The organism is Streptomyces sp. NPDC107471 (genome assembly GCF_055582845.1).
In genome coordinates, this window is record NZ_JBVJPC010000013.1 from 193898 (window position 1) to 216126 (window position 22229).

26 protein-coding genes and 1 pseudogene are annotated in these 22229 nt (G+C 71.0%); 15 read left to right on the forward strand and 12 right to left on the reverse strand.

Annotation, left to right across the window (positions count from 1 at the left end; translation table 11 throughout):
* Positions 1–114: 114 nt before the first annotated feature.
* Together ACZ66S_RS35060 and ACZ66S_RS35065 are read left to right on the forward strand one after the other, a co-directional pair.
* Positions 115–879, forward strand: a complete 765-nt coding sequence (locus ACZ66S_RS35060; RefSeq protein WP_469905596.1) for an MBL fold metallo-hydrolase — start codon at positions 115–117, stop codon at positions 877–879.
* Between the two features lie 101 nt (positions 880–980).
* A complete protein-coding gene (locus ACZ66S_RS35065) occupies positions 981–2216 on the forward strand; it encodes a GNAT family N-acetyltransferase (protein ID WP_469905597.1) in 1236 nt (411 codons plus the stop codon).
* A gap of 218 nt (positions 2217–2434) precedes the next feature.
* Here ACZ66S_RS35065 and ACZ66S_RS35070 read toward each other — a convergent pair whose 3' ends face one another.
* Positions 2435–2971 carry a TetR/AcrR family transcriptional regulator gene (locus tag ACZ66S_RS35070; protein WP_469905598.1) on the reverse strand — a complete coding sequence of 179 codons (537 nt, stop codon included), beginning with the start codon at positions 2969–2971 and terminating at the stop codon, positions 2435–2437.
* A gap of 75 nt (positions 2972–3046) precedes the next feature.
* On the opposite strand from ACZ66S_RS35070, the gene ACZ66S_RS35075 reads away from it, so the two are divergent.
* The 5 genes from ACZ66S_RS35075 to ACZ66S_RS35095 all read left to right on the forward strand — a co-directional run bounded on the left by ACZ66S_RS35075 (position 3047) and on the right by ACZ66S_RS35095 (position 7369).
* The gene (locus tag ACZ66S_RS35075) at positions 3047–4096 is read left to right on the forward strand and encodes an aldo/keto reductase (RefSeq protein ID WP_469905599.1); all 1050 of its coding nucleotides are present in this window, start codon (positions 3047–3049) and stop codon (positions 4094–4096) included.
* Positions 4093–4812: a DUF998 domain-containing protein gene (locus tag ACZ66S_RS35080; RefSeq protein ID WP_469905600.1), complete on the forward strand. Its 720-nt coding sequence runs from the start codon at positions 4093–4095 to the stop codon at positions 4810–4812. The genes ACZ66S_RS35075 and ACZ66S_RS35080 overlap by 4 nt, the downstream gene beginning before the upstream one ends.
* A gap of 10 nt (positions 4813–4822) precedes the next feature.
* On the forward strand, positions 4823–5845 hold the full coding sequence (locus ACZ66S_RS35085) for an SDR family oxidoreductase (RefSeq protein WP_469905601.1): 1023 nt from the start codon (positions 4823–4825) through the stop codon (positions 5843–5845).
* Between the two features lie 33 nt (positions 5846–5878).
* Entirely contained in the window at positions 5879–6274 is a 396-nt protein-coding gene (locus ACZ66S_RS35090; RefSeq protein ID WP_469905602.1) for a DUF2750 domain-containing protein, read from the forward strand.
* A gap of 267 nt (positions 6275–6541) precedes the next feature.
* Complete coding sequence (locus ACZ66S_RS35095) at positions 6542–7369, forward strand: SCO6745 family protein (protein WP_469905603.1); 828 nt, start codon at positions 6542–6544, stop codon at positions 7367–7369.
* An 83-nt stretch (positions 7370–7452) separates the two neighbouring features.
* Here ACZ66S_RS35095 and ACZ66S_RS35100 read toward each other — a convergent pair whose 3' ends face one another.
* From ACZ66S_RS35100 to ACZ66S_RS35110, 3 genes are all read right to left on the reverse strand, one after another.
* Positions 7453–8382 carry an anti-sigma factor RsbA family regulatory protein gene (locus ACZ66S_RS35100; protein ID WP_469905604.1) on the reverse strand — a complete coding sequence of 310 codons (930 nt, stop codon included), beginning with the start codon at positions 8380–8382 and terminating at the stop codon, positions 7453–7455.
* On the reverse strand, positions 8379–8675 hold the full coding sequence (locus ACZ66S_RS35105) for an STAS domain-containing protein (protein WP_469905605.1): 297 nt from the start codon (positions 8673–8675) through the stop codon (positions 8379–8381). The genes ACZ66S_RS35100 and ACZ66S_RS35105 overlap by 4 nt, the downstream gene beginning before the upstream one ends.
* Positions 8676–8806: 131 nt before the next feature.
* Positions 8807–9265, reverse strand: coding sequence for an Lrp/AsnC family transcriptional regulator (locus ACZ66S_RS35110; protein WP_469905606.1), 459 nt, complete (start codon positions 9263–9265; stop codon positions 8807–8809).
* A gap of 77 nt (positions 9266–9342) precedes the next feature.
* On the opposite strand from ACZ66S_RS35110, the gene ACZ66S_RS35115 reads away from it, so the two are divergent.
* From ACZ66S_RS35115 to ACZ66S_RS35125, 3 genes are all read left to right on the forward strand, one after another.
* Positions 9343–10560, forward strand: coding sequence for a Glu/Leu/Phe/Val dehydrogenase family protein (locus ACZ66S_RS35115; protein WP_469905607.1), 1218 nt, complete (start codon positions 9343–9345; stop codon positions 10558–10560).
* 4 nt (positions 10561–10564) lie between these two features.
* Positions 10565–10918: a VOC family protein gene (locus ACZ66S_RS35120; RefSeq protein ID WP_469905608.1), complete on the forward strand. Its 354-nt coding sequence runs from the start codon at positions 10565–10567 to the stop codon at positions 10916–10918.
* A gap of 302 nt (positions 10919–11220) precedes the next feature.
* Positions 11221–11424: a cold-shock protein gene (locus ACZ66S_RS35125; RefSeq protein ID WP_053846898.1), complete on the forward strand. Its 204-nt coding sequence runs from the start codon at positions 11221–11223 to the stop codon at positions 11422–11424.
* An 83-nt stretch (positions 11425–11507) separates the two neighbouring features.
* On the opposite strand, the gene ACZ66S_RS35130 is transcribed toward ACZ66S_RS35125, so the two are convergent.
* Together ACZ66S_RS35130 and ACZ66S_RS35135 are read right to left on the reverse strand one after the other, a co-directional pair.
* Positions 11508–12278, reverse strand: coding sequence for a lysostaphin resistance A-like protein (locus tag ACZ66S_RS35130; protein WP_469905609.1), 771 nt, complete (start codon positions 12276–12278; stop codon positions 11508–11510).
* 73 nt (positions 12279–12351) lie between these two features.
* Positions 12352–13308, reverse strand: coding sequence for a LysR family transcriptional regulator (locus ACZ66S_RS35135; protein WP_469905610.1), 957 nt, complete (start codon positions 13306–13308; stop codon positions 12352–12354).
* A 457-nt stretch (positions 13309–13765) separates the two neighbouring features.
* On the opposite strand from ACZ66S_RS35135, the gene ACZ66S_RS35140 reads away from it, so the two are divergent.
* Positions 13766–14776: an ArsR/SmtB family transcription factor gene (locus ACZ66S_RS35140; protein ID WP_469905611.1), complete on the forward strand. Its 1011-nt coding sequence runs from the start codon at positions 13766–13768 to the stop codon at positions 14774–14776.
* A 220-nt stretch (positions 14777–14996) separates the two neighbouring features.
* On the forward strand, positions 14997–15182 hold the full coding sequence (locus ACZ66S_RS35145) for a hypothetical protein (RefSeq protein WP_469905612.1): 186 nt from the start codon (positions 14997–14999) through the stop codon (positions 15180–15182).
* Between the two features lie 258 nt (positions 15183–15440).
* Here ACZ66S_RS35145 and ACZ66S_RS35150 read toward each other — a convergent pair whose 3' ends face one another.
* Positions 15441–15596, reverse strand: coding sequence for a DUF6131 family protein (locus ACZ66S_RS35150; RefSeq protein ID WP_148104231.1), 156 nt, complete (start codon positions 15594–15596; stop codon positions 15441–15443).
* A gap of 400 nt (positions 15597–15996) precedes the next feature.
* Between ACZ66S_RS35150 and ACZ66S_RS35155 the strand changes: the two genes are divergently transcribed.
* Together ACZ66S_RS35155 and ACZ66S_RS35160 are read left to right on the forward strand one after the other, a co-directional pair.
* The gene (locus ACZ66S_RS35155; protein WP_469905613.1) at positions 15997–16815 is read left to right on the forward strand and encodes an SAM-dependent methyltransferase; all 819 of its coding nucleotides are present in this window, start codon (positions 15997–15999) and stop codon (positions 16813–16815) included.
* Between the two features lie 78 nt (positions 16816–16893).
* Positions 16894–17274 (forward strand): VOC family protein, encoded by a 381-nt coding sequence (locus ACZ66S_RS35160; RefSeq protein ID WP_469905614.1) that lies wholly within the window; start codon positions 16894–16896, stop codon positions 17272–17274.
* A 209-nt stretch (positions 17275–17483) separates the two neighbouring features.
* On the opposite strand, the gene ACZ66S_RS35165 is transcribed toward ACZ66S_RS35160, so the two are convergent.
* Complete coding sequence (locus tag ACZ66S_RS35165; RefSeq protein ID WP_469905615.1) at positions 17484–17936, reverse strand: peptidoglycan-binding domain-containing protein; 453 nt, start codon at positions 17934–17936, stop codon at positions 17484–17486.
* Positions 17937–18305: 369 nt separating this feature from the next.
* Here ACZ66S_RS35165 and ACZ66S_RS35170 point away from each other — a divergent pair, with 369 nt between their 5' ends.
* Positions 18306–19295 carry an ornithine cyclodeaminase family protein gene (locus ACZ66S_RS35170; RefSeq protein ID WP_469905616.1) on the forward strand — a complete coding sequence of 330 codons (990 nt, stop codon included), beginning with the start codon at positions 18306–18308 and terminating at the stop codon, positions 19293–19295.
* Between the two features lie 126 nt (positions 19296–19421).
* Here ACZ66S_RS35170 and ACZ66S_RS35175 read toward each other — a convergent pair whose 3' ends face one another.
* From ACZ66S_RS35175 to ACZ66S_RS35190, 4 genes and pseudogenes are all read right to left on the reverse strand, one after another.
* Positions 19422–20264: an alpha/beta fold hydrolase gene (locus tag ACZ66S_RS35175; RefSeq protein WP_469905617.1), complete on the reverse strand. Its 843-nt coding sequence runs from the start codon at positions 20262–20264 to the stop codon at positions 19422–19424.
* Positions 20265–20268: 4 nt separating this feature from the next.
* Positions 20269–20886: a dihydrofolate reductase family protein gene (locus ACZ66S_RS35180; protein WP_469905618.1), complete on the reverse strand. Its 618-nt coding sequence runs from the start codon at positions 20884–20886 to the stop codon at positions 20269–20271.
* Positions 20887–20957: 71 nt separating this feature from the next.
* Positions 20958–21509: a hypothetical protein gene (locus tag ACZ66S_RS35185; RefSeq protein WP_469905619.1), complete on the reverse strand. Its 552-nt coding sequence runs from the start codon at positions 21507–21509 to the stop codon at positions 20958–20960.
* Positions 21510–21676: 167 nt separating this feature from the next.
* Positions 21677–22229: pseudogene (locus ACZ66S_RS35190) on the reverse strand (glycosyltransferase family 2 protein); the annotation flags it as partial.

Here is a 22229-nt window from a genome sequence, read left to right on the forward strand (position 1 = left end):
GGACACGGGAACGCCCGCTCCAGCCGCTCCAACCGCGAACGACTCTCCCCCTCGACCGATGAGTGCGGCCGCCCCAAGCAGTCTCACCAGTGTGACCGACCGACGGGAGTAGAGATGGGCAAGCTGCACCAGGTGGCCGATGGTGTCTGGGTCCGGCAGAGCGAGTGGGTCTGGAGCAACTCCGTCGTGGTACGGGGAGACGACGGGCTGATCGTGATCGATCCCGGCATCAACGGCTCCGAGCTGGACCAGCTCGCCGACGCCGTGCACCAGCTCGGTGTCCCGGTGGTCGCCGGGTTCTGCACCCACCCGCACTGGGACCACCTGCTCTGGCATCCCCGGTTCGGTGACGTGCCGCGCTACGCCACTCCCGCCGCCGCGCAGGTGGCCGCCGAGGCCAGGGAGCGGGCGCGGGCGATGGCGGCGCAGAGCGCGTCCGACGTCCCTCTCGACCTGGTCGGGCTTCTCACCCCGCTGCCGGCGACCGACGGCCCCTTCATGGGCGGGATCATCGAACATCGGGCACACGCCGTCGGCCACGCAGCGATCCTCCTCGCGGACCGTGGCGTCCTGGGCGTAGGAGACATGCTCTCCGACGTACCTGTCCCGCTCCTCGACGTACGCCAGGACGATCAGGTGGACGCCTACGAGGAGGCGCTCGACCGGCTGGACGAGGCGGCCAGGCAAGTCGATGTCGTGATCCCCGGTCATGGGGCCGTTGCCCAGGGTCCCCAGGTGGCGGCCCGTCTCGCCGCCGACCGCGCGTACCTCGACGCGCTCCGGCGCGGGGAGGAACCCGTCGACGCACGTCTGGGACCGCACGCGGACTGGCTCTACGCTCCCCACCGGTCCAACCAGCAGCAGGTGCACGGGCGGTAGGGCCTGCCCGTAATTCGTTTGACCGGGCCGCGGGCCACCGCTGCACTGTGGCCAGGCCCCACCAGTCGTGCGGCCCGGACCCCGAGGAGGCAGCGGCCGCGATGGAGATACGTCCCACGACCGAGAAGGACTTCGACGTCTTCGTCGACACCGTCCACGCCGCGTTCGGGCGCTTCCCGGAGACCCCGACCGACGGCGGCGGGCTCTGGTGGTCGGCGCTCGAAGCGGACCGCTGTCTGCTCGCCCGGACGGCCGACGGACGGCCGATGGGTACGGCCGCCACGTACGCCTTCGAGCTCACCCTGCCCGGCGGGACTCTCGCCCCGGCCCCCGGCGTGTCCGCCGTCGGCGTCCTGCCCTCGCACCGACGGCAAGGCGTGCTCAGCGCGATGATGCGGCACCAGCTCACGAACCTGCGGGAGCGCGGGGAGTTCCTCTCCGTCCTGCTGGCCTCCGAAGCCCTGATCTACGGCAGGTTCGGCTACGGACCGGCGACCTACACCCAGCGGCTGACCGTGCAGCGCCATCGGTCCGCCATCGCCGTCCCCCGGGCACGCGCCGCCGCGGCTGACCCACCGGCGGCCGGCCGGGACGACGGCACGATCGAGGTGCTGCGCCGGGCCGACTGCGGCGAGATCCTGGAGGAGGTCTACGACCGGTACCGGCGCGCCCAGCCCGGCGCGCTGTCCCGGCCGCACCGCTGGTGGGCCCAGGGCGCGGGACAGCCCCCGATCTCGCCGACACCGCGCTACATCGCCGTCCACCGGGACTCCGACGGTGTACCGGACGGGTACGCCAGCTACTCGCTCGACGACTCCCGGAGCCTGAAGGTCGACGAGATCATCACCTGCGAGGACTCCGTCTTCACCGCCCTCGCCCGCTTCGTGCTCGACCACGACCTGGTCTCCCAGGTCGTGTTCCACCAAGTCCCGCCCCGGCACCCGCTGCGCTGGCAGCTCACGGACTTTCGCGCCGCCGAGGTGAGCGGCGACACGGACTGGCTCTGGGTACGCCTGCTGGACATCCCACGCGCGCTGACCGCACGCGGCTGGTTCACGGACGGCGAGCTCGTCCTCGACGTCGAGGATCCCTTCCTCGACGAGCACAACCGCTACCTCCTGACCGTCCAGGACGGCAAGGCCGACTGCGTCCCGACCGACCGGGATCCCGACCTCTCCCTGAACGTCAACGACCTGGGCTCGATCTACCTCGGCGGCACCGCCCCCAGCACCCTCGTACGCGCCGGACACATCCACGCCCACCACCCGGACGCGATCCCCCTGGCCGACACCCTCTTCAGCTCCGACCACCCTCCGCACTGCCTGCACTGGTTCTGAGAAGGCAAGCCGTCGCCGATGTGCCGAACGTGGGTTCTCATCGGCGGCGGCTTCCCTTCTTCCAGCAGCGGTCTCCTGGGAGCAGGGTGCCAGCGACACACTCTTCGCCAGCCGGTTGCTGGGCTGCGCCGAGCAGGACAGTCCTACCGCGGATCGCATACGTCGATGCCCCGGGACCCTGTGCCCCGGGGCATTCCACATGACGACGTGCCGTGGGGCTACCGGTGTGGGCGGAGTCCGTCGAGGATGAGCGCGAGCATGCGGGGTGCGCGGTCCTCCGGGCCGGGCGCGGCGCGCCAGAGGGCGCCCGTGAGCTGGAGGAAGTCGCCGGGGTCGGCGTCCTCGCGGATGCTTCCGTCCTTCTTGCCGGCGTCGAGGAGTTCCGTGATGGCGGCGACGACCGGGCCGTAGCTCTGCTCGCTGATCGCCTGGTGCGCGCCCGGGCTGAGGGCGTCCCCGAGGCCGTGCTTCCTGCGCATGGCCTCGACGAGGTCGGTCGTCCAGTGGCGGAGCGCTTCCAGCGGTGGCATCTTCTCCAGCAGCCCCGGCACGGTACCGATGATGCGGGCGACCTCGTCCTGGTAGACGGCCAGGACCAGCGCCTCGCGCGTCGGGAAGTTGCGGTAGAGGGTGCCGGCGCCGACTCCGGCGCGCTGGGCGATCTGGTTCATCGACGTGCTGCCGTCCGCGGTGAGTGCCTCACGTGCGGCAGCGAGGATGCGCGCCCTGTTCTCACGGGCGTCCGAACGGACCACAAGACCTCCCCTTGCTAAGTGGAGAGTTCTCCACTACGTTATCTGGAGAGCTCTCCACATACTTTAAGGAGCGTCATGCGATACATCAAGCTCGGCACCACCGGCCTCGACGTGTCCCCCGTCGCGATCGGCGCGATGACCTACGGCGAGCCCGACCGCGGCCACCCCGTCTGGTCGAAGGGCGAGCAGGAGGCACGCCCGCTCATCAGGCACGCCCTGGACGCGGGCATCAACTTCTTCGACACCGCCAACATGTACTCGAACGGCTCCAGCGAGGAGATCCTCGGCCGTGCGCTGAAGGAGTACGGCGACCGCGACGCCGTGGTGATCGCCACGAAGCTGCGCCACCCGATGCGGCTCGGGCCGAACGGACGGGGGCTGTCCCGCAAGGCGGTCATGACCGAGGTGGACCACTCGCTGCGCCGCCTGGGCACGGACTACATCGACCTCTACCAGATCCACCGCAACGACCACTCCACCCCCTGGGAGGAGACGCTCGAAGCGCTCAACGACCTCGTGAAGGCCGGCAAGGTCCGCTACCTCGGCGCCTCGTCCATGCACGCCTGGGAGTTCGCGAAGGCCCTCAACCTGCAGAAGCAGCACGGCTGGGCACGGTTCGTGTCCATGCAGAACCACTACAACCTGCTCGCCCGTGAGGAGGAGCGAGAGATGATCCCGCTGTGCCTGGACGAAGGGGTCGGCACGATCATCTGGTCGCCGCTGGCCCGCGGCCGCCTAGCCCGGGGCTGGGACGACGCCCGCTCGACGGCCCGCTCCGAGTCCGACGGAGCCTATGCGGACCTGCTCTACTCGCCAGCCCAAGAGGAGTCCAACCGCGCGATCATCGACGCGGTCGGCCAGGTCGCCGACGCCCACGGCGCCAGCCGCGCGCAGATCGCCCTCGCCTGGCTGCGCCGCCAGTCCGTCGTCACCGCTCCCCTGGTCGGGGCCGGCTCGATCCGGCAGATCGACGAAGCCGTGGCCTCCCTCGACATCGAGCTCACCGACGACGAGGTACGCGCCCTGGAAACGCCGTACACCCCCCGCTACGACTGGCAGGGCGTGTCCGACGAGGCCGAGATGGAGGCCATCCGACAGCGCGTCCCAGGCATGGCCCTGGCATGAACCCCATCGTCCGCTCCGGCGCGGCCGCCCGCGCCGGAGCCCTCCTCATCCTCCTCGGCCCGCTCGTGTCCTGGACCGCCGAGTTCGTCACCGCCGCCGCATGGCAGGACCCGCCGTACTCGCCGCTGCACAACTGGGTCAGCCACCTCGGACTGACCGGCCCACCGCAGACCGCGTTCGGCCAGGCCGCCAACTCACCCCTCGGCGCCGTCATGGACACCGGTTGGGTGGTGTACGGCGTCCTCCTGATCGTCGGCGCGTTCCTCGTGTTCGACCCGCGCAAGGGCCTCCGGCCGACCCTCGTCGTGGTGCTCGCCGTCCTCGCCGGTACCGGCGTCTCGCTAGTCGGCATCTTCCAGGGCTCGAACGCGAACGTCCACAACGGCCTGATCGTGTTCCACACCGTCGGCGCGCAGGCCGTCATGCTCACCGGGAACATCATGGCGATCGTCGTCGGATCCGCCGGAGCCCGCGCCGGTCTCAGCAGGGGCCGGTCCCGCGCAAGCATCGCGCTCGGCACCGCAGGACTGCTCGCCTTCCCCCTCTTCATGGCCGACGTCTGGACCGGCTGGATGTGGAACGTGGGCATGTTCGAACGCGCCGTGATCTACCCCATCATGATCGGCCACGCCCTCCTCGGAAGCAGCCTGGCCGCCGCCCACCGGCGTCGAGCGACCCGCCCGCTGACGCCGTACGACACCCGACTCGCGAGTTGAGGAGACACAGATGACACGGGTACTGGTCACCGGAGGGACCGGCTTCATCGGGAGCTGGTGCGTGCTCGCCCTCCTCGACGCAGGGCACACCGTCCGCACCACCGTACGCACCCCGCAGCGGGAGCCCGCACTGCGCTCCTGGCTCCACGCGGCCACGTCGTTCGACGACGACCGTCTCACGGTCGTGCGCGCCGACCTCGAGAGTCCCGACGGCTGGGACGACGCCGTCGCCGACTGCGACTACGTCCTGCATGTCGCCTCACCCACCCTGCGCCTCGCCCCGGCCAACGACGACGAGTTGGTGGTCCCGGCTCGGGAGGGCGTCCTGCGGGTGCTGCGTGCCGCGCGCGACGCCGGCGTGCGTCGGGTCGTTCTGACAAGTGCCTTCGGCGCCGTGGGAATTGGGCATCCGCCACGCTCGACACCCTTCACCGAGGAGGACTGGACCGATGTCGACAGCGACATCCCGCCCTACCAGCGGTCCAAGACACTGGCCGAGCGCGCCGCCTGGCAGTTCGTCAAGGAGGAGGGCGGCACTCTGGAACTGGCGGCAATTCATCCCGTCGGCGTTCTCGGCCCCCTCCTCGGACCCGACGACCCGCCGTCCCTGCGTCTCGTGCGCAGGATGCTCGAAGGCCGGGTGCCCGCGTGCCCTCCCTTCGGGATGGGGTTCGTCGACGTTCGGGACGTCGCGGATCTGCACCTGCGCGCGATGACCGACCCGACTGCCGCCGGCGAACGCTTCCTCGCCATCGCCGGGCACAGCCTGCGCGTCCTCGACATCGCCCGCGTCCTGCACGAGCGCCTGGGCGACCGCGCCGCCAAGGCGCCGACCCGTGAACTGCCCGTATGGCTCGCCCGCACCCTGGGCGCCGTGAACCCCGAACTGCGCCTGCTGAGGCACCAACTGGGCCGGGACCTCGACGCCACCAGTGCCAAGGCCGAGCGCCTCCTCGGCTGGCGGGCCCGTCCCATCGAGGACACCATCGAGGACACGGCCGAGAGCCTGCTCGCCCACGGCATCGGGACCTGACGGGCGTAAGACCGAAAGCTGGGCTCACGTGACATGAGCCAGAGTGGTGCGCAGGCAGCAGCGTTCTTCCGGGACGCCCGTCGGAGCGGACTGGTCTGGTTCGTCCGTGACGACGAGGGAAGCCCGGCCCCCCTCTCCGAGGACGGCACGCGAAGTCTGCCCTACTGGTCGACCTCGGCCCGCGCGCAGAGAGCGGCGAGCACCTGGGGGCACGGGCTACGTGTTGCCTCCATGCCCCTGGATGTCTGGCGCGATCGCGATCTGCCCGATGCCGCCCGAGAGGGATACATGATCGGCATCAACTGGAGCGGGCCGCGGCTCGTCGGCTGGAGCTTCACCCCTGGGGAAGTTCTCAACCGACTGGCGGCGGGCGACCAGCCGACGGGAGATGAGCGACTCCCCACCCCCGGCGGCCCCGCCGGGCCGTAGCCGCCGGCACCGGGCACCGATCCGGACCACACCCGACCTGGTCACGGCCTGGCCCCTACCCGATGGGAAAGTCCAAGTAAGCGTCCCGGCAGGGCTCGCCCTTCAGCGTGTAGCGCCAACACTCGTACGCGTACGAGTCGAGGCGGCGGCTCACCGCCCCGCCGTCCTACGCCGACGACACGCGCCGCGCCGGACGGCCCCGCACTGCGTTCGGCCCCCGCACGCGACAGCGCCTCCAGGGGCGTACCCGCGGGCATGATGGACGCCATGACCCACACCGCCCGTCGTATGCACGAACTCCTCGAACCGATCTGCCTGGTCACGTACTTCGCCGACGAGTGCAACGAAGAGCTGGCCGCCCTCGGCCACCGCACCTACTGGGACGGCTACTTCGCCAGCCGCGCCGCACCGCTGGGACGGGTGCCGGCGGAGGTCGTGCACGCGGCCTTCTACAGTTTCGCCGACGGTGAGGTGGCCCGGCACATCCCGAGCGCGTGGGAGAAGATCCCGCCCGAGGAGTCCGTCGCCGCGCGGGAACGCGGCAGCGCGGCCTCCTTACGGCGCATCCTCGGCGACGAGTTGGCCCACTCCCCCGGTCTGGTGCGCGCCGCCGACTTGACCACCGAAGCCGCGACGCACGCGCCCGTCGAGGGCCGGGTGATGTACGCCGGGATGCGTACCCTTCCGGTGCCGAGCGACCCGGTGGCCCGGCTGTGGCACTCCGCGACCATGCTGCGCGAGCACCGCGGTGACGGGCATGTCGCCGCCCTCGTCGGCGCGCGCATCGGCGGCACGGAGGCCCATGTGCTCTCGGCGCTGGACATGGGCATCCATCCGCCGGAGTCGTTCGGGCGCATCCACCACCTGCCGAAGAAGCGGCTGGCGGCGGTCATGGAGGGTCTGCGCGAGCGCGGACTCGTCGACGCCGACGGCCGGTTCACCGACGCCGGTCGCGAGACCAAGCGACACGTAGAGGCCCTCACCGACGAACTCGCGGCCCCGCCGTACGACGCCCTGTCCCCCGCCGAACTCGACGAGCTGGTGACCGAGCTCGAACCCATCAACGCGAGGCTGGTGGCGGCGGGCTCGCAGTGACGAGCGGCGACTGACGGGAGGTGCCCCCGGCGTCCGTGTGGCCGCCGGGGAGCTGAGCGTCATGCGGCCGTCCGCGGCACGAATCAGTGGCGGCCGATGTAGCAGCGAACTGCCGTGCCCTCCGGGCTGGTGTGTATGCGTACCAGGTCGGCGAGGGTGTGCACCAGCAACAGGCCCCGGCCGCCGAGCGTCTCCCGTGCGGGTGGGCGGCGGCCGGCGAGCGGATCGTTCAGGCGGCCGTGGTCGTGCACCTCGCACACCACGTGGTCTTCCTCGGCCCACAGCCGCAGGGTGCCCGAACCGCCGCCGTGCACCACGCTGTTGGTGGTCAGCTCGGCCACGATCAGGGCCACGTCCTCCAGTTGGATCCCGGAGAGACCGAACCGCATGGCGTGCTCGACCGCGAACTGACGGGCTCTCGGCAGTTGGCCGGCCTGGAAGACGAACTCCTCGGCCGCCGCCGGCTGCTCCAGGGGCTGGTTGTAGCGCGCGACGACGTCCTCGGGGGCGTAGGCCGTGCTGAGCCGCTCCCTGCCCCCGGAGATGACCACGGGGTGCGTCTCGTACGCGTCGGTGAGCGCCTGCTCGTCGAGGCTGTCGGCGTCGTAGGGACACAGGATGGTGACGTCCCGCCCCTCGAACGCCGGGTTGATCAGGGCCTCGTGCTGGACGCACGCCGGGTACTCCACGGTGCTGCGGCCCGCCCAGATCGGCTCGCCGATGATCCGCACCCGCTTCTCGCGGTGGGTGTCCGCGAAGGCGCGCAGCACCCTGGGGATGATGCGTCCGGGGTTGCGCCCGGCCTCGGTCATGTCGAGGAACTGCACATGGGCGACGTCGTCACCCAGGGCCGCCTTGAGAAGGGCGAGGTTGGACCCGGGTACGGCCACCGCCACCGGTTCCCCGGCCTCCAGGCCGTCGCGGATGAAGGGCACCGTGCCCTGCAAGTACTCGGTCTCGCCCCGGTAGAACAAGGCAGGGTGAACGAACGGTTCGGTGCCGGGCATCGTCATCGCCCCATCACCTCGACAGTGAGCAGGTCCGGCCAGAACAGGTCCAGAACGCGCCGCAGGGTGGCAGGCGGCTCCTCAAGCACGATGCGGCGTCCGAGCGGAAGGCCCTGGGCGGTCATCGCCAGGGCGGAGACGCCGGCGACGTCGACGAAGGTGACCGCGGAAAGTTCCAAGTGGCATGTCTCTTCGTCGCTCCGGGCAAGGCGGCACAGCGTCTGTTCCCAGGCCGGGCGCGTGAGCAGGCTGACCTCTCCGGCCGCCTGCCAGCCCGGCCGGTCCGTCAGCGGCAGCACGCGCAGCCCCGTGGGCGGCCCCGGCGATGCCGACGGCGCGTCCGCCTCTCCTGCACTGTCCACCCCGTCACCCCTGGTTGCCACGTCTTGCTGCCCAGTATCTCCTACGGGTGGAGTGTAGGCGGCGCGGGTCAGGGCGTGAGGGGTGCCAGCACCTGGTTGTGGGTGTGCTGGTAGATCACCGAGGTGCGGAATCCGACGACCTCGCGGCGGGCGGTGAACTTGTCCATGAGGAATCCGTGCAGGTAGTCGACGCTGGGCGCGGAGACGTGCACGATCATGTCGTCGCCGCCGGTGACGACGTAGACCGTGCTGACCTCGGGCAGGCCGGCCGCGTAGGTCTTGAACGCCTCGATGACGGCGCGGCTGAGGGGGCGGATCTGGAAGTGGACGAGTGCCTGGACGTGCCGGTTGAGGGCGGCCGGTTCGACGGCGGCGTGGTAGCCGGTGATGACTCCGCGGGCGCGCAGGGCGCGGATGCGTTCCAGGCAGGTCGACGGGGCGATGCCGAGGGTGCGGGCCAGGTCGCGGTTGGTCTGCCGCGCATCGCGCTGGAGATGCTCGATGATCGCCGAATCAAGTTCGTCCATGCGGTGATTATGCCGACTCCACCGAATTTCGTTCGGTCAGCCGTCAGCACCTTTGTCGGAACGGCTAGCTTCACCGCATGACAGCCGCACTTGTGGAAGCCATGGACCTGGACGTCCCGGAGCCCACGCACGAGCTGGTGCAGGTCGTGCGCGGCGGTCGCAGTGGCCTCGCGATCACCATCGCGGTCCACTCGACCGCGCTCGGCCCCGCCGCCGGCGGCTGCCGCATCGCCCACTACCCCGCCCCTGCCGCCGCGATCGCGGACGCCATGCGGCTGGCGGCGGCCATGACGGAGAAGAACGCGCTGGCCGGACTGGGCCACGGCGGCGCGAAGACGGTCGTCGCCCTGCCCACCGCGACACGGCCGACCGGCGCGGAGCGCACGGCGTTGCTCCACGACGTCGGCGACGCGATCGAACTGCTCGGCGGCCGCTACATCGCCGGTCCGGACGTGGGGAGCGCCCCGGTCGACATGACCGTGATCGGCGAGCGCACCGCGCATGTCTGCTGCCGCCCCGTCGAGGACGGCGGCAGCGGCGACTCCTCCGTCCACACCGCCCGCGGAACCCTCGCGGCACTGGGCGCGGTCGCCGACGAGGCCTTCGGCTCACCGGAGCTGGCGGGCCGGACTGTCGGGATCATCGGCCTCGGCGCGGTCGGCGGGCACGTGGCCCGGCTGCTGAGCCGTGCCGGAGCCCGGCTGGTCGTGACGGACATCGACCCCGCCGCCCGCCGGCTCGCCGAGGAGACGGGGGCGACCTGGGTGGAGCCCGATGATGCCCTCACGGCGGAGGTCGACATCCTCGTGCCGGCCGCGCTCGGTGGCCTCCTGACCGCACGCACCGTGCCGCTGCTGCGGTGCGCCGCCGTCGCGGGCCCGGCCAACAACCAGCTCGACGAACCGGCCACCGCCCGCCTCCTCGCCGACCGCGGCATCCTCTGGGCACCGGACGTGGTGGTGAGCGCGGGAGGGGTCATCCACGCCACCGGTGTCGAGCTGCGCGGGGAGTCCGAGGACCAGCTCACCGAACGCCTCTCCGGCATCGCGGCGACGCTCCGCGAGGTCTTCGACATGGCCCGGACGCGTCGGACCACCCCCGCCGAGGCGGCCACGGAACTCGCCCAGCGACGCGTTCGCCGGACAGCCCCGAGCCCGGCTCACGGCGCGGCGCCGCCCCCGGCCTCCCCCACTGCCGCACGGCGGGACCCCGAGCCGTCGCCCCGTCGCCCCGCGAACTCTGCGAGGCTCACGGAGCCTACGAGGCCCACGGGCCCTACGACACAGGAGAACTGACGGCATGACGAACCGCTGGATCGGCGTCACCATCGACTGCGTGGACGTGGAACGGACCGCGGAGTTCTGGAGCGCGCTGCTGGACCGCCCGACCATGCCGGCCCGCCCCGGCTGGGTCTACCTCGGCCGCCCCGGCGACCCCCAACCGCGCCTGAACTTCCAGCCGGTGACCGAGCCGAAACGCGCCAAAGTACGCCTGCACCTCGACGTCGGGGTCGACGACATCGACCAGGGCATCGCCCAGGTCCTCGCGCTCGGCGGCCGCTTCACCGGCGAACGGCACGACTACGACGAAGGCGTGGTCGTCGTGGTGGCGGATCCCGAGGACCACGAGTTCTGCCTGGTCCAGTACTACTGACCGGCCGCGTCGACGGGTGTCCCGGCCCCCGCGGACACGGTCGGCGCCGTCCTGGAACCGCGTCCTAACACCGAACCTCCGCGTCGGCAACGCGGCCGGTCGAGTGGTGACTCGGGCGTGCCCTCAGTAGCGGCAGACACCTGCCGGGTGTAGCGTCATGATTCAGCAGTCGTGGTTCCGAAGTCCCGTTCGCCCGTGATCGCCGTCACGGGCGTTCTTGCGTGTAACACACCTCTCCGGACCAGGGCGATCACCTCCGGGTACGCAAGGTGCGGGCCCGGTTTCCCTCGAAGGAGACGGCTATGGCCAAGGGCACTGTCAAGTGGTTCAACAGCGAGAAGGGCTTCGGTTTCATCGAGCAGGAGGGTGGCGGCCCCGACGTCTTCGCCCACTACTCGAACATCGCCGCCCAGGGTTTCCGCGAGCTGCATGAGGGTCAGACCGTCGAGTTCGACGTCACCCAGGGCCAGAAGGGCCCGCAGGCGGAGAACATCCGCCCCGTCTGATCGCGCTTCGCGCGGCGAGGCCCGGCATCCCGCTTCTCGGGCTGCCGGGCCTCGCCATGTGCACCGACCTCGCGAGCCGCTGGTCAGTCGAGCGCCCTCGCCGGCTCAGGGCGCTCGTCGGGGTCCGTACGGGCGTCCCCGGTGCCGTAGCGCCGCAGCAGCCACACTCCGTAGGCGGCGTGGAAGACGTACACGGACACCTGCCACCAGTCCGGAGCCGAGCCCGGCGAACGGATCTGGAAGAAGTCGTCCAGCGCGTGCACGGCGACCATCGGCCAGACCGAGCCGATCGAGTACCGCAGCCCCGCGCAGGTGAAGCCGAACAGGCCGGCGGACAGCATCTGCCACAGCGTGTCGTCCAACGGGGCGCCGAAGAACAGGTAGTTCTGGACGTGGCCGACGCCGAACAGGAAGCCGACGCCGATCGCCGCCCGCAGCGCACCGAGCGGGGTGAGGACCTGCTGCACCAGGCCGCGACTGAGGATCTCCTCGTTGAGGCCCACCCACAGCAGTGAGACCAGACTGCTGACGAGCACGGTCGTACGTCCCTCGACGCCCTGCACGGCGTACGCGCAGGCCACGGCCAGCATCGGCAGAGCCAGCCACCAGCGCCGGAGCCGGCCCGGTACGGCGACCCCGCTCACGCGCAGCCATCCCCACCGCCACAGGACGGCCCAAACGGCCGCGAAGCAGACCGCGTTGACCACGGTGGCGCCCAAGTCGGGGAACCAGGACGGGGCCAGGGGAGGCAGGATCTCCTTGGCGAACAGCACCAGTACGACATGCCAGGCGAGCGTGAACTCGACGGCGCCCCACAGGGGGTGGCGGATTACGTGGCCTTTCCACCGTTGCATCACGCGCCGAGGGTAACCGCGGCGCCCGTGCGCCACCTTGGCCTTCGGTGAACGGGATCGGTCCCGCGCCGCGTCACGCGTCGGACGCGGGGTCGGGAACCGGGCTGTGCCCCCGCACGGTCCGGCGGGCTGCCTCGCGCAGGGCGGCGACGGCTGGTTGGTCGCGGTTGTCGGGCAGCCAGGCGAGTTCGGCCGTCGAGAGACCCAACTCAGGGCAGTCGACGTAGGTGAGGCCCGCGCGCGGGTACAGGCGGCGGGCCGCGGCCGGCAGGAACGTGATCGCCCGCCCCTGGGTGACGGCGAGCACCATGGCCTCGGTGTCCCTGACGACAGGGCCGAAGCGGACCCTGGTGCCGTCGGGGCGTGGGTTGACCGTCAGGTGGTTCCACCACGAGCGGGGCACCTCCGGCGGCATGTCGACGACCGTGCGATCGGCGAGGTGATCGAGCGTCAGCGTCTCCCGGTCGGCGAGCGGATCGTCCTCGGACAGACAGACCACCCGCGCCTCGGACGCCAGGTGCAGGGACTGGACACCGGCGGGCAGAGGCCCGCGGAGGAAGGCGGCGTCGACCTCCCCGCTGAGCAGCGTGCTGAACATGTCGAGGAAGGTCAGATTGCGCACCTCGATCTCCAGGTCGGGGTGACGGCCGCGGAGGTCGGCGAGGATGGCCTGGGCGTACGGCATGGCGGCCTCCGCACCGAGGCTGCCGATCCGCAGGAGCCCGCGCGCCGCGCCGGCATGGCGGTCGGCTGCCTGGCGCAGTCGGCTCATGGCGTCGACCACCGCACCGGCCTCCTCGGCAACGGACCGGCCCACCGCCGTGAGCCGCACACTACGGCCGCGGCGCTCGACGAGTACGACACCGAGGCGCTGTTCCAGGGACCTGATCTGCTGGCTGAACGCGGGCTGGGTGACGTAGACCCGGGCTGCCGCGCGCCCGAAGTGCAGTTCCTCGGACAGGACCAGAAACAGCCGGAGTTGGTGCAGACTCGGCTCCCGCTTGCCACTGGATCCGCCACCGGTACTCATAAACGAAAGGTTATCGACAAGACCGTCATCCTCTTCTCCCTCCGGGCTATCCCTGGCAGGCCCGCTCCATCAGGATCTATGGGGCCTACCTGGCCGACGGATCAGGACGAGCCGGACGCTTCCCGGCGGGCTCTGCCTGTCCTGCGGATCCGGCCCGCTGGAGGAAGGCGGACGCGGCGGTGCACGGGGGTGAGGACGGCCGTGATCCTGACCGTGCCCTCGTCGAGTGCGGTGACAGCAGGTCCCTACGACGCCGAGATTGTCCGCCGCGGTGATCCCCGCCATCCGTAGCTCGTTCCGGCTCCCGGCGTCGAACGTGCCGCGTCCGGTGCGCCGTTCGGTCCGCCGTGCTCACCCTGGGCGTCACAGCACCGGGCGCTTCAGGCGTGACCGGCCCGGCCCCACGGTCAGCCCTTCTCCGATTCGACCGTCCACACCGCCCCTCTCAAGGAGTCACTTGCTACGTATCCACTTCGGCTGGAGCGATCTGGAGAACGTCCGGATCGCGCAACAACCCGATCCACTGTGGGAGTTGATGTGCGCCGTCTGCCGCCTCCAGAGCCGGCAGGGGATCGTCGAGTTCGGTCACTGGCGTCGCGAGACGGTTCAGCGGCTGTCGCGAGACCGCAGGGCCTCCCACGCCCTGGGCACCCTGCGCACCGTCATCCCCGCCACCGGCTACATCCCCGACTTCCTGACACCTCCCGTCACAGGCGAATGCCTGGAGGCGGGACTCGACCGGGTGCGGGCGACACCCCGTGACCGATTGACCGCGGAACTGACCCGCTTCGCCTCCGCCCGGCCGGTGCCGGGCTGGATGCGCGGCCCCCACGAACGGACCACCTCCTCGCTGAAACTGGTGTCCGACGCCCTCCGGGCCTCGTTCCGGGCGTTCCTGGACCCCTACTGGCGCCATGTCCGTTCGGCCGTGGGGGACGACGTGTCCGTGCGCACCCGGGCCGTCCTCGACGGCGGCACCGCCGCCCTTCTGGAGGGCCTGGAGCCCTATGCCCGCTGGAACCCGCCGTATCTGGACGTCGACTATCCCGTCGACCGCGAACTGCGTCTGGAGGGGCGGGGGTTGACTCTCGTGCCGTCGTACTTCTGCTGGCGCAGACCCACGGCCCTGGCTGACCCCGCGCTCGATCCGGTGCTCGTCTACCCGATCAGGAAGCAGCCGCTCGACATCGCCCGGGCAGGCGAGGAGCGGCTGGACCGGCTGCTCGGGCGGACCAGGAGCGCGGTCCTCGTCGACGTGGCGGGACATCCCGCCCGCACCACCACCGAGGTCGCGCACGCCCTCGAACTCGCACCGGCCAGTGCGAGCTACCAGATAGGCGTCCTGCGCGGGGCAGGACTCATCGTCAGCAGGCGGGACGGCAAGCACGTGGAGCACACGGCCACGTCACTGGCCCTCAACCTGCTGGCCGGCACCGGGACGACGTTTCGAAGAGGATCGAAAACATAGCGGGCCGTGCGAGCGCGTGGCACCGTCTTCACCAGCGTTGAACGACCAGGGGGAATCACATGGGGCGTGCCGTCAAGGCCGCACTGATCGCACTGTTGCTGCTCGGCTGCTGCTCCGTCCTGGCCGCCGGTCACCCACCGGCTCAGCACGTGACCATCAGGGCCCACTAGCACCGATCCACGTCCCGAAGAGCACCGACCAACGACCAATGGGGGAACCAATGAACCTGCGCAAGCGCGCGATCACCGTCGTGTTCCTGGCCGCGACCGCCCTGGGCGCCGTGGGCGCGCCCGCGATGGCGGCGCCGATGCCCTGGGAGACCAGCCGGGTCCCGGCCGTCCCGGCCGCGCCGGACACCCACGAGGGAACTGTCACCGTCCTGTGCGGGAATCCCTGCTACCAGTAGGCACCGACCCCGGTGGTTCGGCCCCACCTGCGTGCCGGGTGGGGCCGCGCTGAACCGGGCACCCACGTGATCTCCGCGGCCGGTTTCGCTGCCTGCCGCCAACCCTTGCCTGCCGTCAACCCTTGATGCCCGGACCAGGGGCCCGGGCATCAGAAGGTTCCTCCCTCGGCAGACGCAGCCGCCGAGACCGTACGGCTGAGACGGCCCTGCCCTCGTAGGGCAGGCCCCGCGTCAGACGCCGTTCCAGGTCAGACCCGGTCACCAGTAGTGGCGACGGCCGGCGACCGCGTGCCCCATGGACCCCATGACCCAGAAGACGGCTCCCACGACGGCCAGGATGATGCCGAGGGTCCACAGGATCGATATGCCGGTGAGGAAACCGACAACAAGCAGGATGATGCCGAGCGCGATCATGACGTGCCTCCTGGTGTGAGCTGACGTGTTACCTCCCGAATGCCCCGAAGCGGCAACATCACCCCACCCGACGACGGACATCGAGCGGGGACTTCTCACGGGCGCCGTTCCGGGCCGGTGGGCGGACGAGCGGACGTGGTGATCACGGCAGGTGGGACCGTTGATCATCGGTCGCTGCCGGCTGCGACCCCACCCCCTGAACCGCAAGAGCACCGTGATCACCACCAGCACCCTGTGCCCCTGGCACGCCCACCTCGGCTGCCAGCCATAGGACCCGTCGCCGCCGGCCAACCTCCGAACCCTTCACCCAGGGCGGCAAAACCGGCCCACCTGCACCCGAGGCGGTTCGGGGATCTCAAAACCGTGGTCAGCGGCGGAGGTTGCGGGGAAAATGGCGGGCATGACGTACGAAGGCTCCACCATCGACCCGTCCAAGCCGAGCATCGCCCGCGTGTACGACTACCTGCTGGGCGGCAAGGACAACTACGCCGTCGACCGAGAGATCGGCGACGTGTTCAAGCGCGACCTGCCCGGCTCGGTGGCCATCGCCTTCGCCAACCGCGCGGCCCTCACCCGCGCGGTCGGGGAGATCGTCAGGACGACCGGCATCCAGCAGTTCATCGACCTGGGCAGCGGCCTGCCGACCGCCGACAACGTCCACCAGGTCGCGCAACGGCACGCCCCCGACGCCCGGGTCGTCTACGTCGACATCGACCCCCAGGTCCTGGTCCACGGACGTGCGCTGCTGGAGAAGGACGAGCGGACCCGGGTCGTGGCGGTCGACGTACGCGATCCCGAGGCCGTCCGCACCCACCCCGACACCCTGGACCTGATCGACTTCAGCCGTCCCGTCGCCGTGATGTTCAGCGCCATCCTCCACCACGTCAACGACGACGAGGACCCGGCCGGCCTCGTCCGCTACTGGCGCGAGCACGTGCCTTCCGGGAGCTACTTCTTCGTCAGCCACTTCCGCTCCGGCAACAACCCGGAGACGCAGGAGGCCGAGAAGGTCCTCCAGCAGACGTTCGGTCGCGGCCGGTGGCGTACCGACGCGGAGATCGCCGCCCTCCTCGACGGCCTGGAGATCCTGGACCCGGGCATCGTCGCCGCTCCCCTGTGGCGTCCGGACCAGGTCGACACCCCCTGGGACGAGGACGGACCGCGGGAACTCACGGTCTGGGAGCACCTCATCGCCGCCGGCCTCGCCCGCAAGCCCTGAGGCCGGTCCGGAGCCGTCGAACGACGGTGACGCGCGCCCGTACGACGATCCGCACCCTCTGACGGAAGGTCACCGAACGTGCACCGCAGCCGTGTCTACGCGGTCATCATCGACACGCCCGAAGCCGAGGCCGCGCGGGCAGCGGACTTCTGGTCTGCGGCCCTCGGCGTAGAGGCCCGGCCGTTTCCGCCGGAACCGCAGTTCACCACCCTCCACCAGGCCCTGCCGGGACTGGTCACCGCCGTTCAGGCCGTCGACGACGCACCCCGGATGCACCTGGACATCGAGACCGACGACGTCGAGGCGGAGACCGCCCGCCTGATCGCGCTGGGCGCGGAGCGGATCGCGCAGTGGCAGGAGTGTCATGTGCTGCGGGTGCCCGGTGGGCAACTGGTCTGCGTGCTGCCCGTGGAGAGCGATCCCGAGGTCTTCCGGGCACAGGCCACCGTCTGGTCGTGACGGCGCGGCTACGGCCGCACGGTGAGCCCTGCTCCCATGCCGCGCCCTGGCCGGGCGGTGTCGCTCAGCGCGCCATGCCGACTCCTGGACTCGGTGATCAGGTGCTCATTCCGCGCTCGTCCCGCGCTCGTCCCGCCGGAATGGAAGCCGGGCTGGTCGAGTGGTTCCGCCACCCACCCGACCAGCCCGACGAGATGTGCGGGATCGGCTCAGCAGCCAGTGGCGTTGTAATTCCAGAACGCGGCCCTGGTCTGGGTCCCGGCGATCCCGTCGGGGGTTCCGGCGTTCTCACCGACGGCGTTCAGGAACTTCTGCAGCGCCGTGATCGTGTTGGGCCCGACGACCCCGTCCTCGGCGCCGGCGTTGTAGCCCCAGGCGTTGAGCATCCGCTGGGCCGCCTTCCAGCTATTGGTGCCGAGCTGTCCGTCCTCGGTGCCGGCGTTGAAGCCCCAGGCGTTCAGGCAGCTCTGCCAGTTCTTGGCCCGAGCGGTGTTCAGGCCGAGGTTGTTGACCGCGAGGACCGAGGCAGGCCGGCTGCTGGCCGCAAGACTGGTGGCATGCTGCGGAGCCGCCACGCTCACGCTCGCCGTCGCGAGACCTCCGGCGGCGATGCCGACGACCGCGCTCGCGACGACGAGTGCCCTGGTCAGAGAAGTGCGCATTACTTCCTCTTTCCGATCGACTACGAAGGCTTCGACGCGACCGCCGCTTCGGCCGTCCGCGCCGCCATAAGCGTGTCAGGATCGTGCGCGCAGATCGCGGGAAAATGCGGGCTGATTTTTCGTATGACCGAGTTCAGGACATATTCAAGATCTGCTCGTCGAAGAAAGGATTTGCCAGCGAATTCGGCGTCAATTCTGGCCGAAATTCACACGGCCTCCTTTTTGTTGACTCGAATGCGTCGTCGGGAGGAGTGGGTGAGATCGCCGCAGGGGTGGCGGCGTGTCGAAGCCCGGACGATCAGGGGCCACGGTTGACGCTTCCGATGTGCGGTCGTCGGCCGTACGACCGGCATCAGAAGGGTGAGACGCATGCTTGTTCTGGGTCGCTCGCAGGTCGAGGCCCTGCTCGACATGGATTCGCTGATCGACGCCCTGGCCCTCGCGATGGCCGATCTCAGTGCGGGCCGGGCCTCGGTACCCGACCGGGTCGCCGCCCTGGTGCCCGAACGGGATGGCTTCCTGGCGGCCATGCCGGGGTTCCTGCCCTCGGCCGGGATCCTCATGACCAAGCTGGTGTCCCTGTTTCCGCACAACGACGGCGTCCGGTTGCCCACCCACCAGGCGCTGATCGTGGCGTTCGACCCGGACACCGGTGAGCCCACGGCCCTGCTGGACGGTACGGCCATCACCGCGGCCCGCACCGGCGCCTGCTCCGCGCTGTCCGCGCGGCTGCTGGCCCGCGAGGACGCCACCGTGCTGGCGGTGCTGGGCACCGGGGTGCAGGCCAGGTCCCACGCCCGCGCGATCTGCCGGGTCCGCCCCATCCGGGAGATCCGCGTCGCGGGTCGCGACCCGGCGAGGGCGGCCGCACTGGCCGCGGAGCTCGCCGGCCTGGTGGAGGGCGAGGTCCGGGCCGTGTCCGGCTACGCCGAGGCGCTCGACGGCGCGGACATCGCCGCCGCGACGACCCACTCCGTCGAACCCGTGATCCGCCGCGCCTGGCTCTCACCCGGCGTGCACATCACGTCCGTGGGGTACAACCCGGCCGGTCGCGAGGTCGACGACGCCACGGTGGCCGAGGCACTGGTGTGCGTCGAATCGCGCCGGGCCGTGCTCGCCCCGCTTCCCGCGGGCAGCAACGACCTGCTCCTGCCGATCCGCGACGGTGTCATCACCGCCGATCACGTGCACGCCGAACTGGGCGAACTCATCAACGGCAGCCGACCGGGACGCACCACACCGGACCAGATCACCCTCTACAAGTCGGTGGGCGTGGCAGTGCAGGACGCCGCGGCCACGGCCCTGGTCGTCGCCTCCGCCCGTGAGCGGTCCGTCGGCGAGGAGACGACGTTGGGGTGATGGCTCGCGGTGGAGTGCGTGCGTAGGTGTTTCCCCGGCGGCCTCGCGTGGCGGGGCGGAAACTGGCCGACGCTCGCCTCGGCGGCCGCGTGTCCGAACGGTGACCGCGCCCTCAGGGCCCCTCCCCTACCCGAGCCCGAGCATCGCTCCGGCCAGCTCGCCGACCGCCCCGTCGGGAATCGCCGTGGCGGCCTCCTTCAGGACGAGCAGCCGTGCCCCGGGGATCTCGCGCGCGATCGCCTCCCCGTTGCCGACGGGGAAGAAGCGGTTGCGGCGGCCGTGGACGACGAGCGTGGGGACGTCGATCTCGGGCAGGCGCTCGCGCCAGCGGGGTGCGCAGTCGAGCCTGGCGAACACCATGCCCAACTGGTTGGCCATCTGGACCGGGGCTTTGGTGCCGGGCGTGCGGGCCCAGATACGGGCGGCGGTCGCGCGGGCCGCGTCGGGGTCGTCGCCGAGGATGTCCGCGCCGGCCGCGACGTACTCCGCGACCGCCTCGCGGTCGGCCCAGTCGGGCATCGGACGCGCGAACAGCCTGCTCATCGTCGCCTGATCGTGGTCCGGGAGGTCGTCGTCGGGCGGGCCGGGGGCGACCTCGCGGGTGCCGACCAGGGTGAGCGCCGAGAAGGCACCGGGGTGGTCGAGCACGGCGACCTGGGCGACCATTCCGCCGACGCCGATCCCCGCGAGATGGGCGGGGCCGCCGCCGAGCACGTCGACCAGGGCTGCCGCGTCGGCGGCCAGGTCGCGCAGGGTGTAATCGGGCGTCGACGGGTCCGTCGTAGTGGACTCGCCGCTGTCGCGCAGGTCGTAGCGCACCACACGACGTCCGCCGGCGGCGAGGCGCTCGCACAGGGCGTCGGGCCAGGAGAGCATGGTCGTCCCGCCCGCGAGCAGGAGGAGGGGCCCGGAGTCGTCCCCGAACGACTCGACGCCCAGGGCCGTCCCGTGAGCCTGGACCGTGGTCATCGGATCACCGGGAGACGTCGTAGGTGAGGTGGGTCGCTGTGGAGGTCGGGACCACGCTCCGCTGCACCAGCGTGCGGGGCGCTCCGCCGGTGAACAGTGGTGTCCCGGCGCCCAGCACGACGGGCGCGAGGTGCAGCGTCAGTTCGTCGACCAGCCCGGCTTCCAGTGCCGAGCCGATCGTGGCGCCGCCCCCCATGAGGATCACGTCGAGGTCCTCGCCCCTTGCTGAGGAGGCCGCCTCGGCCCGCTCACGCGCGGCGGCGACGGCGTCGGCCAGACCGGTGGTGACGAAGGTCCAGTCGAGGTCGGTGGTGCGCACCGACTCCGGCGGGGAGCTGGTCACGACGACGAAGGCGGGCTTGCCGACCTCACCGGCGCCGTAGCCCGACGTGTCGTCCCAGCCCTTCGGCCCGTCGACGATGTCGAAGAGGCGGCGGCCCAGCACGACGGCACCCGAGCGCGCGGTCCCCTCCTGCAGGAGGCGGCGGTCGTCGGGGTCGTCGGAGAACGCCCATGTGTGCAGGGCCTCGCCACCGACGCCGAGCCCGTCGTCCGGACTGGGGTCGGGCCCGGTGACGAAGCCGTCGAGGGAGACCGAGATGTCAGCGATGATTCGAGTCATGCAAGGGCAGACCCGATCCGCCGCCTGAACTCATCGTTCGAGCCCGAGGCGCGGTATGTCGCCGTGTTGGTCTACAGGGCGTCCCAGACCTTGAACCAGCCGATGTTGTCGTTCGCTCGGGCACCTACGTTCGGCGTGCCGAACCCGTAGTAGTAGACGGCACTCTGGCCGTCGTTGAGGACGGCCTGCTGGCCGTCGCAATTGTTGTAGGTGATGAACGAGGAGATCGAATAGCGCCACAGGCCGGTGCTCAGGACGTAGCCGTCCGCGTCGCAAGGACCGTAGTCCCCGTACACGTCGGTGCTGCCGCCGCCGTACGCGGCGTGCTCGTACCAGGTCATGAGCAGGGTCTGGCTGCTGCGGGCGGCCGCCGCCGTCCTGGTGTCGGAACAGGTCCGGCTCTTCACCCGGGAGGCCTGCTCGCCGGACTTGACCGGTTCCACGACGATGGTGCAGTACTTGCCATCGGTCCGGCTGTCCGCCGCCTGCGCGGAGGGTGCTTCTGCGGGCGCGGCGACCGACGGGGTGGCCATGGCCGTCGTGAACAGGGACGCGGCGACCAGTCCCAGAGCGAATGTGGTTCGGCGGGGGCTCAGCGGATTCTTCGGCTTCAGCGGATTCATGTCTCTCCCGTGGGTGTACCGCCGGAGCCCTTGCTCCGGCGGCACCCCATGGTCAGCGGCGTCTCGCGGCCCACGCCACGCGTTTCGGGCGTGGGCGAATACCACTGGTCATCTCGCACACCGACAGGTCATGTGGGAGAGCCGTTCCGGATGGTCCTTCGGCCCTGTCAGCCGCCGCTCCAAGGGTCCGCCCTGCGTGCCAGTTGCTTCGCGCGGCCGCGGACGTCCGGCGGGAGGCGGTGCAGGACCGTGCGGGCCGCCCGGCGCAGGGGTGGGGCCGAGGTGGTGCGCAGGTAGAGGCGGTGCGGGAGCGTGGCCTGGCCCGGTGGGCGGACGGAGAGGCGGAGTTGGCCGGCCGAGCCGCCCCAGGCCGGGATCACCAGGTGGGGTGGGGTGCCGACTTTGACCGCGCCGAAGCCGAGGCCGAGGCCCGCGCCGAGACCGAGGTCCGGTGCGGCGACGCCCGTTGCCTCGTCGCCGCGTGTCACCCGCGCCCTGCGGCCGACGCCGAGGAGTTGGGCACTGGCCCACACGATGTGGGTGCCGGGTTCCATCGGTCGGCCGCCGGCCAGGGTGAGGGGGTCGATGGCTGTCTCGCCGGTGAGCACGACGCGGTGGCGGCGGTCGCCGAGCGGCTGGGTGCGTGGGGTCAGGTCGGCGTCGGGGTACCACCAAAGGTCCCGGGCGGTGTCATGGACGAGGAGTTCGCCGTGGGCGTGG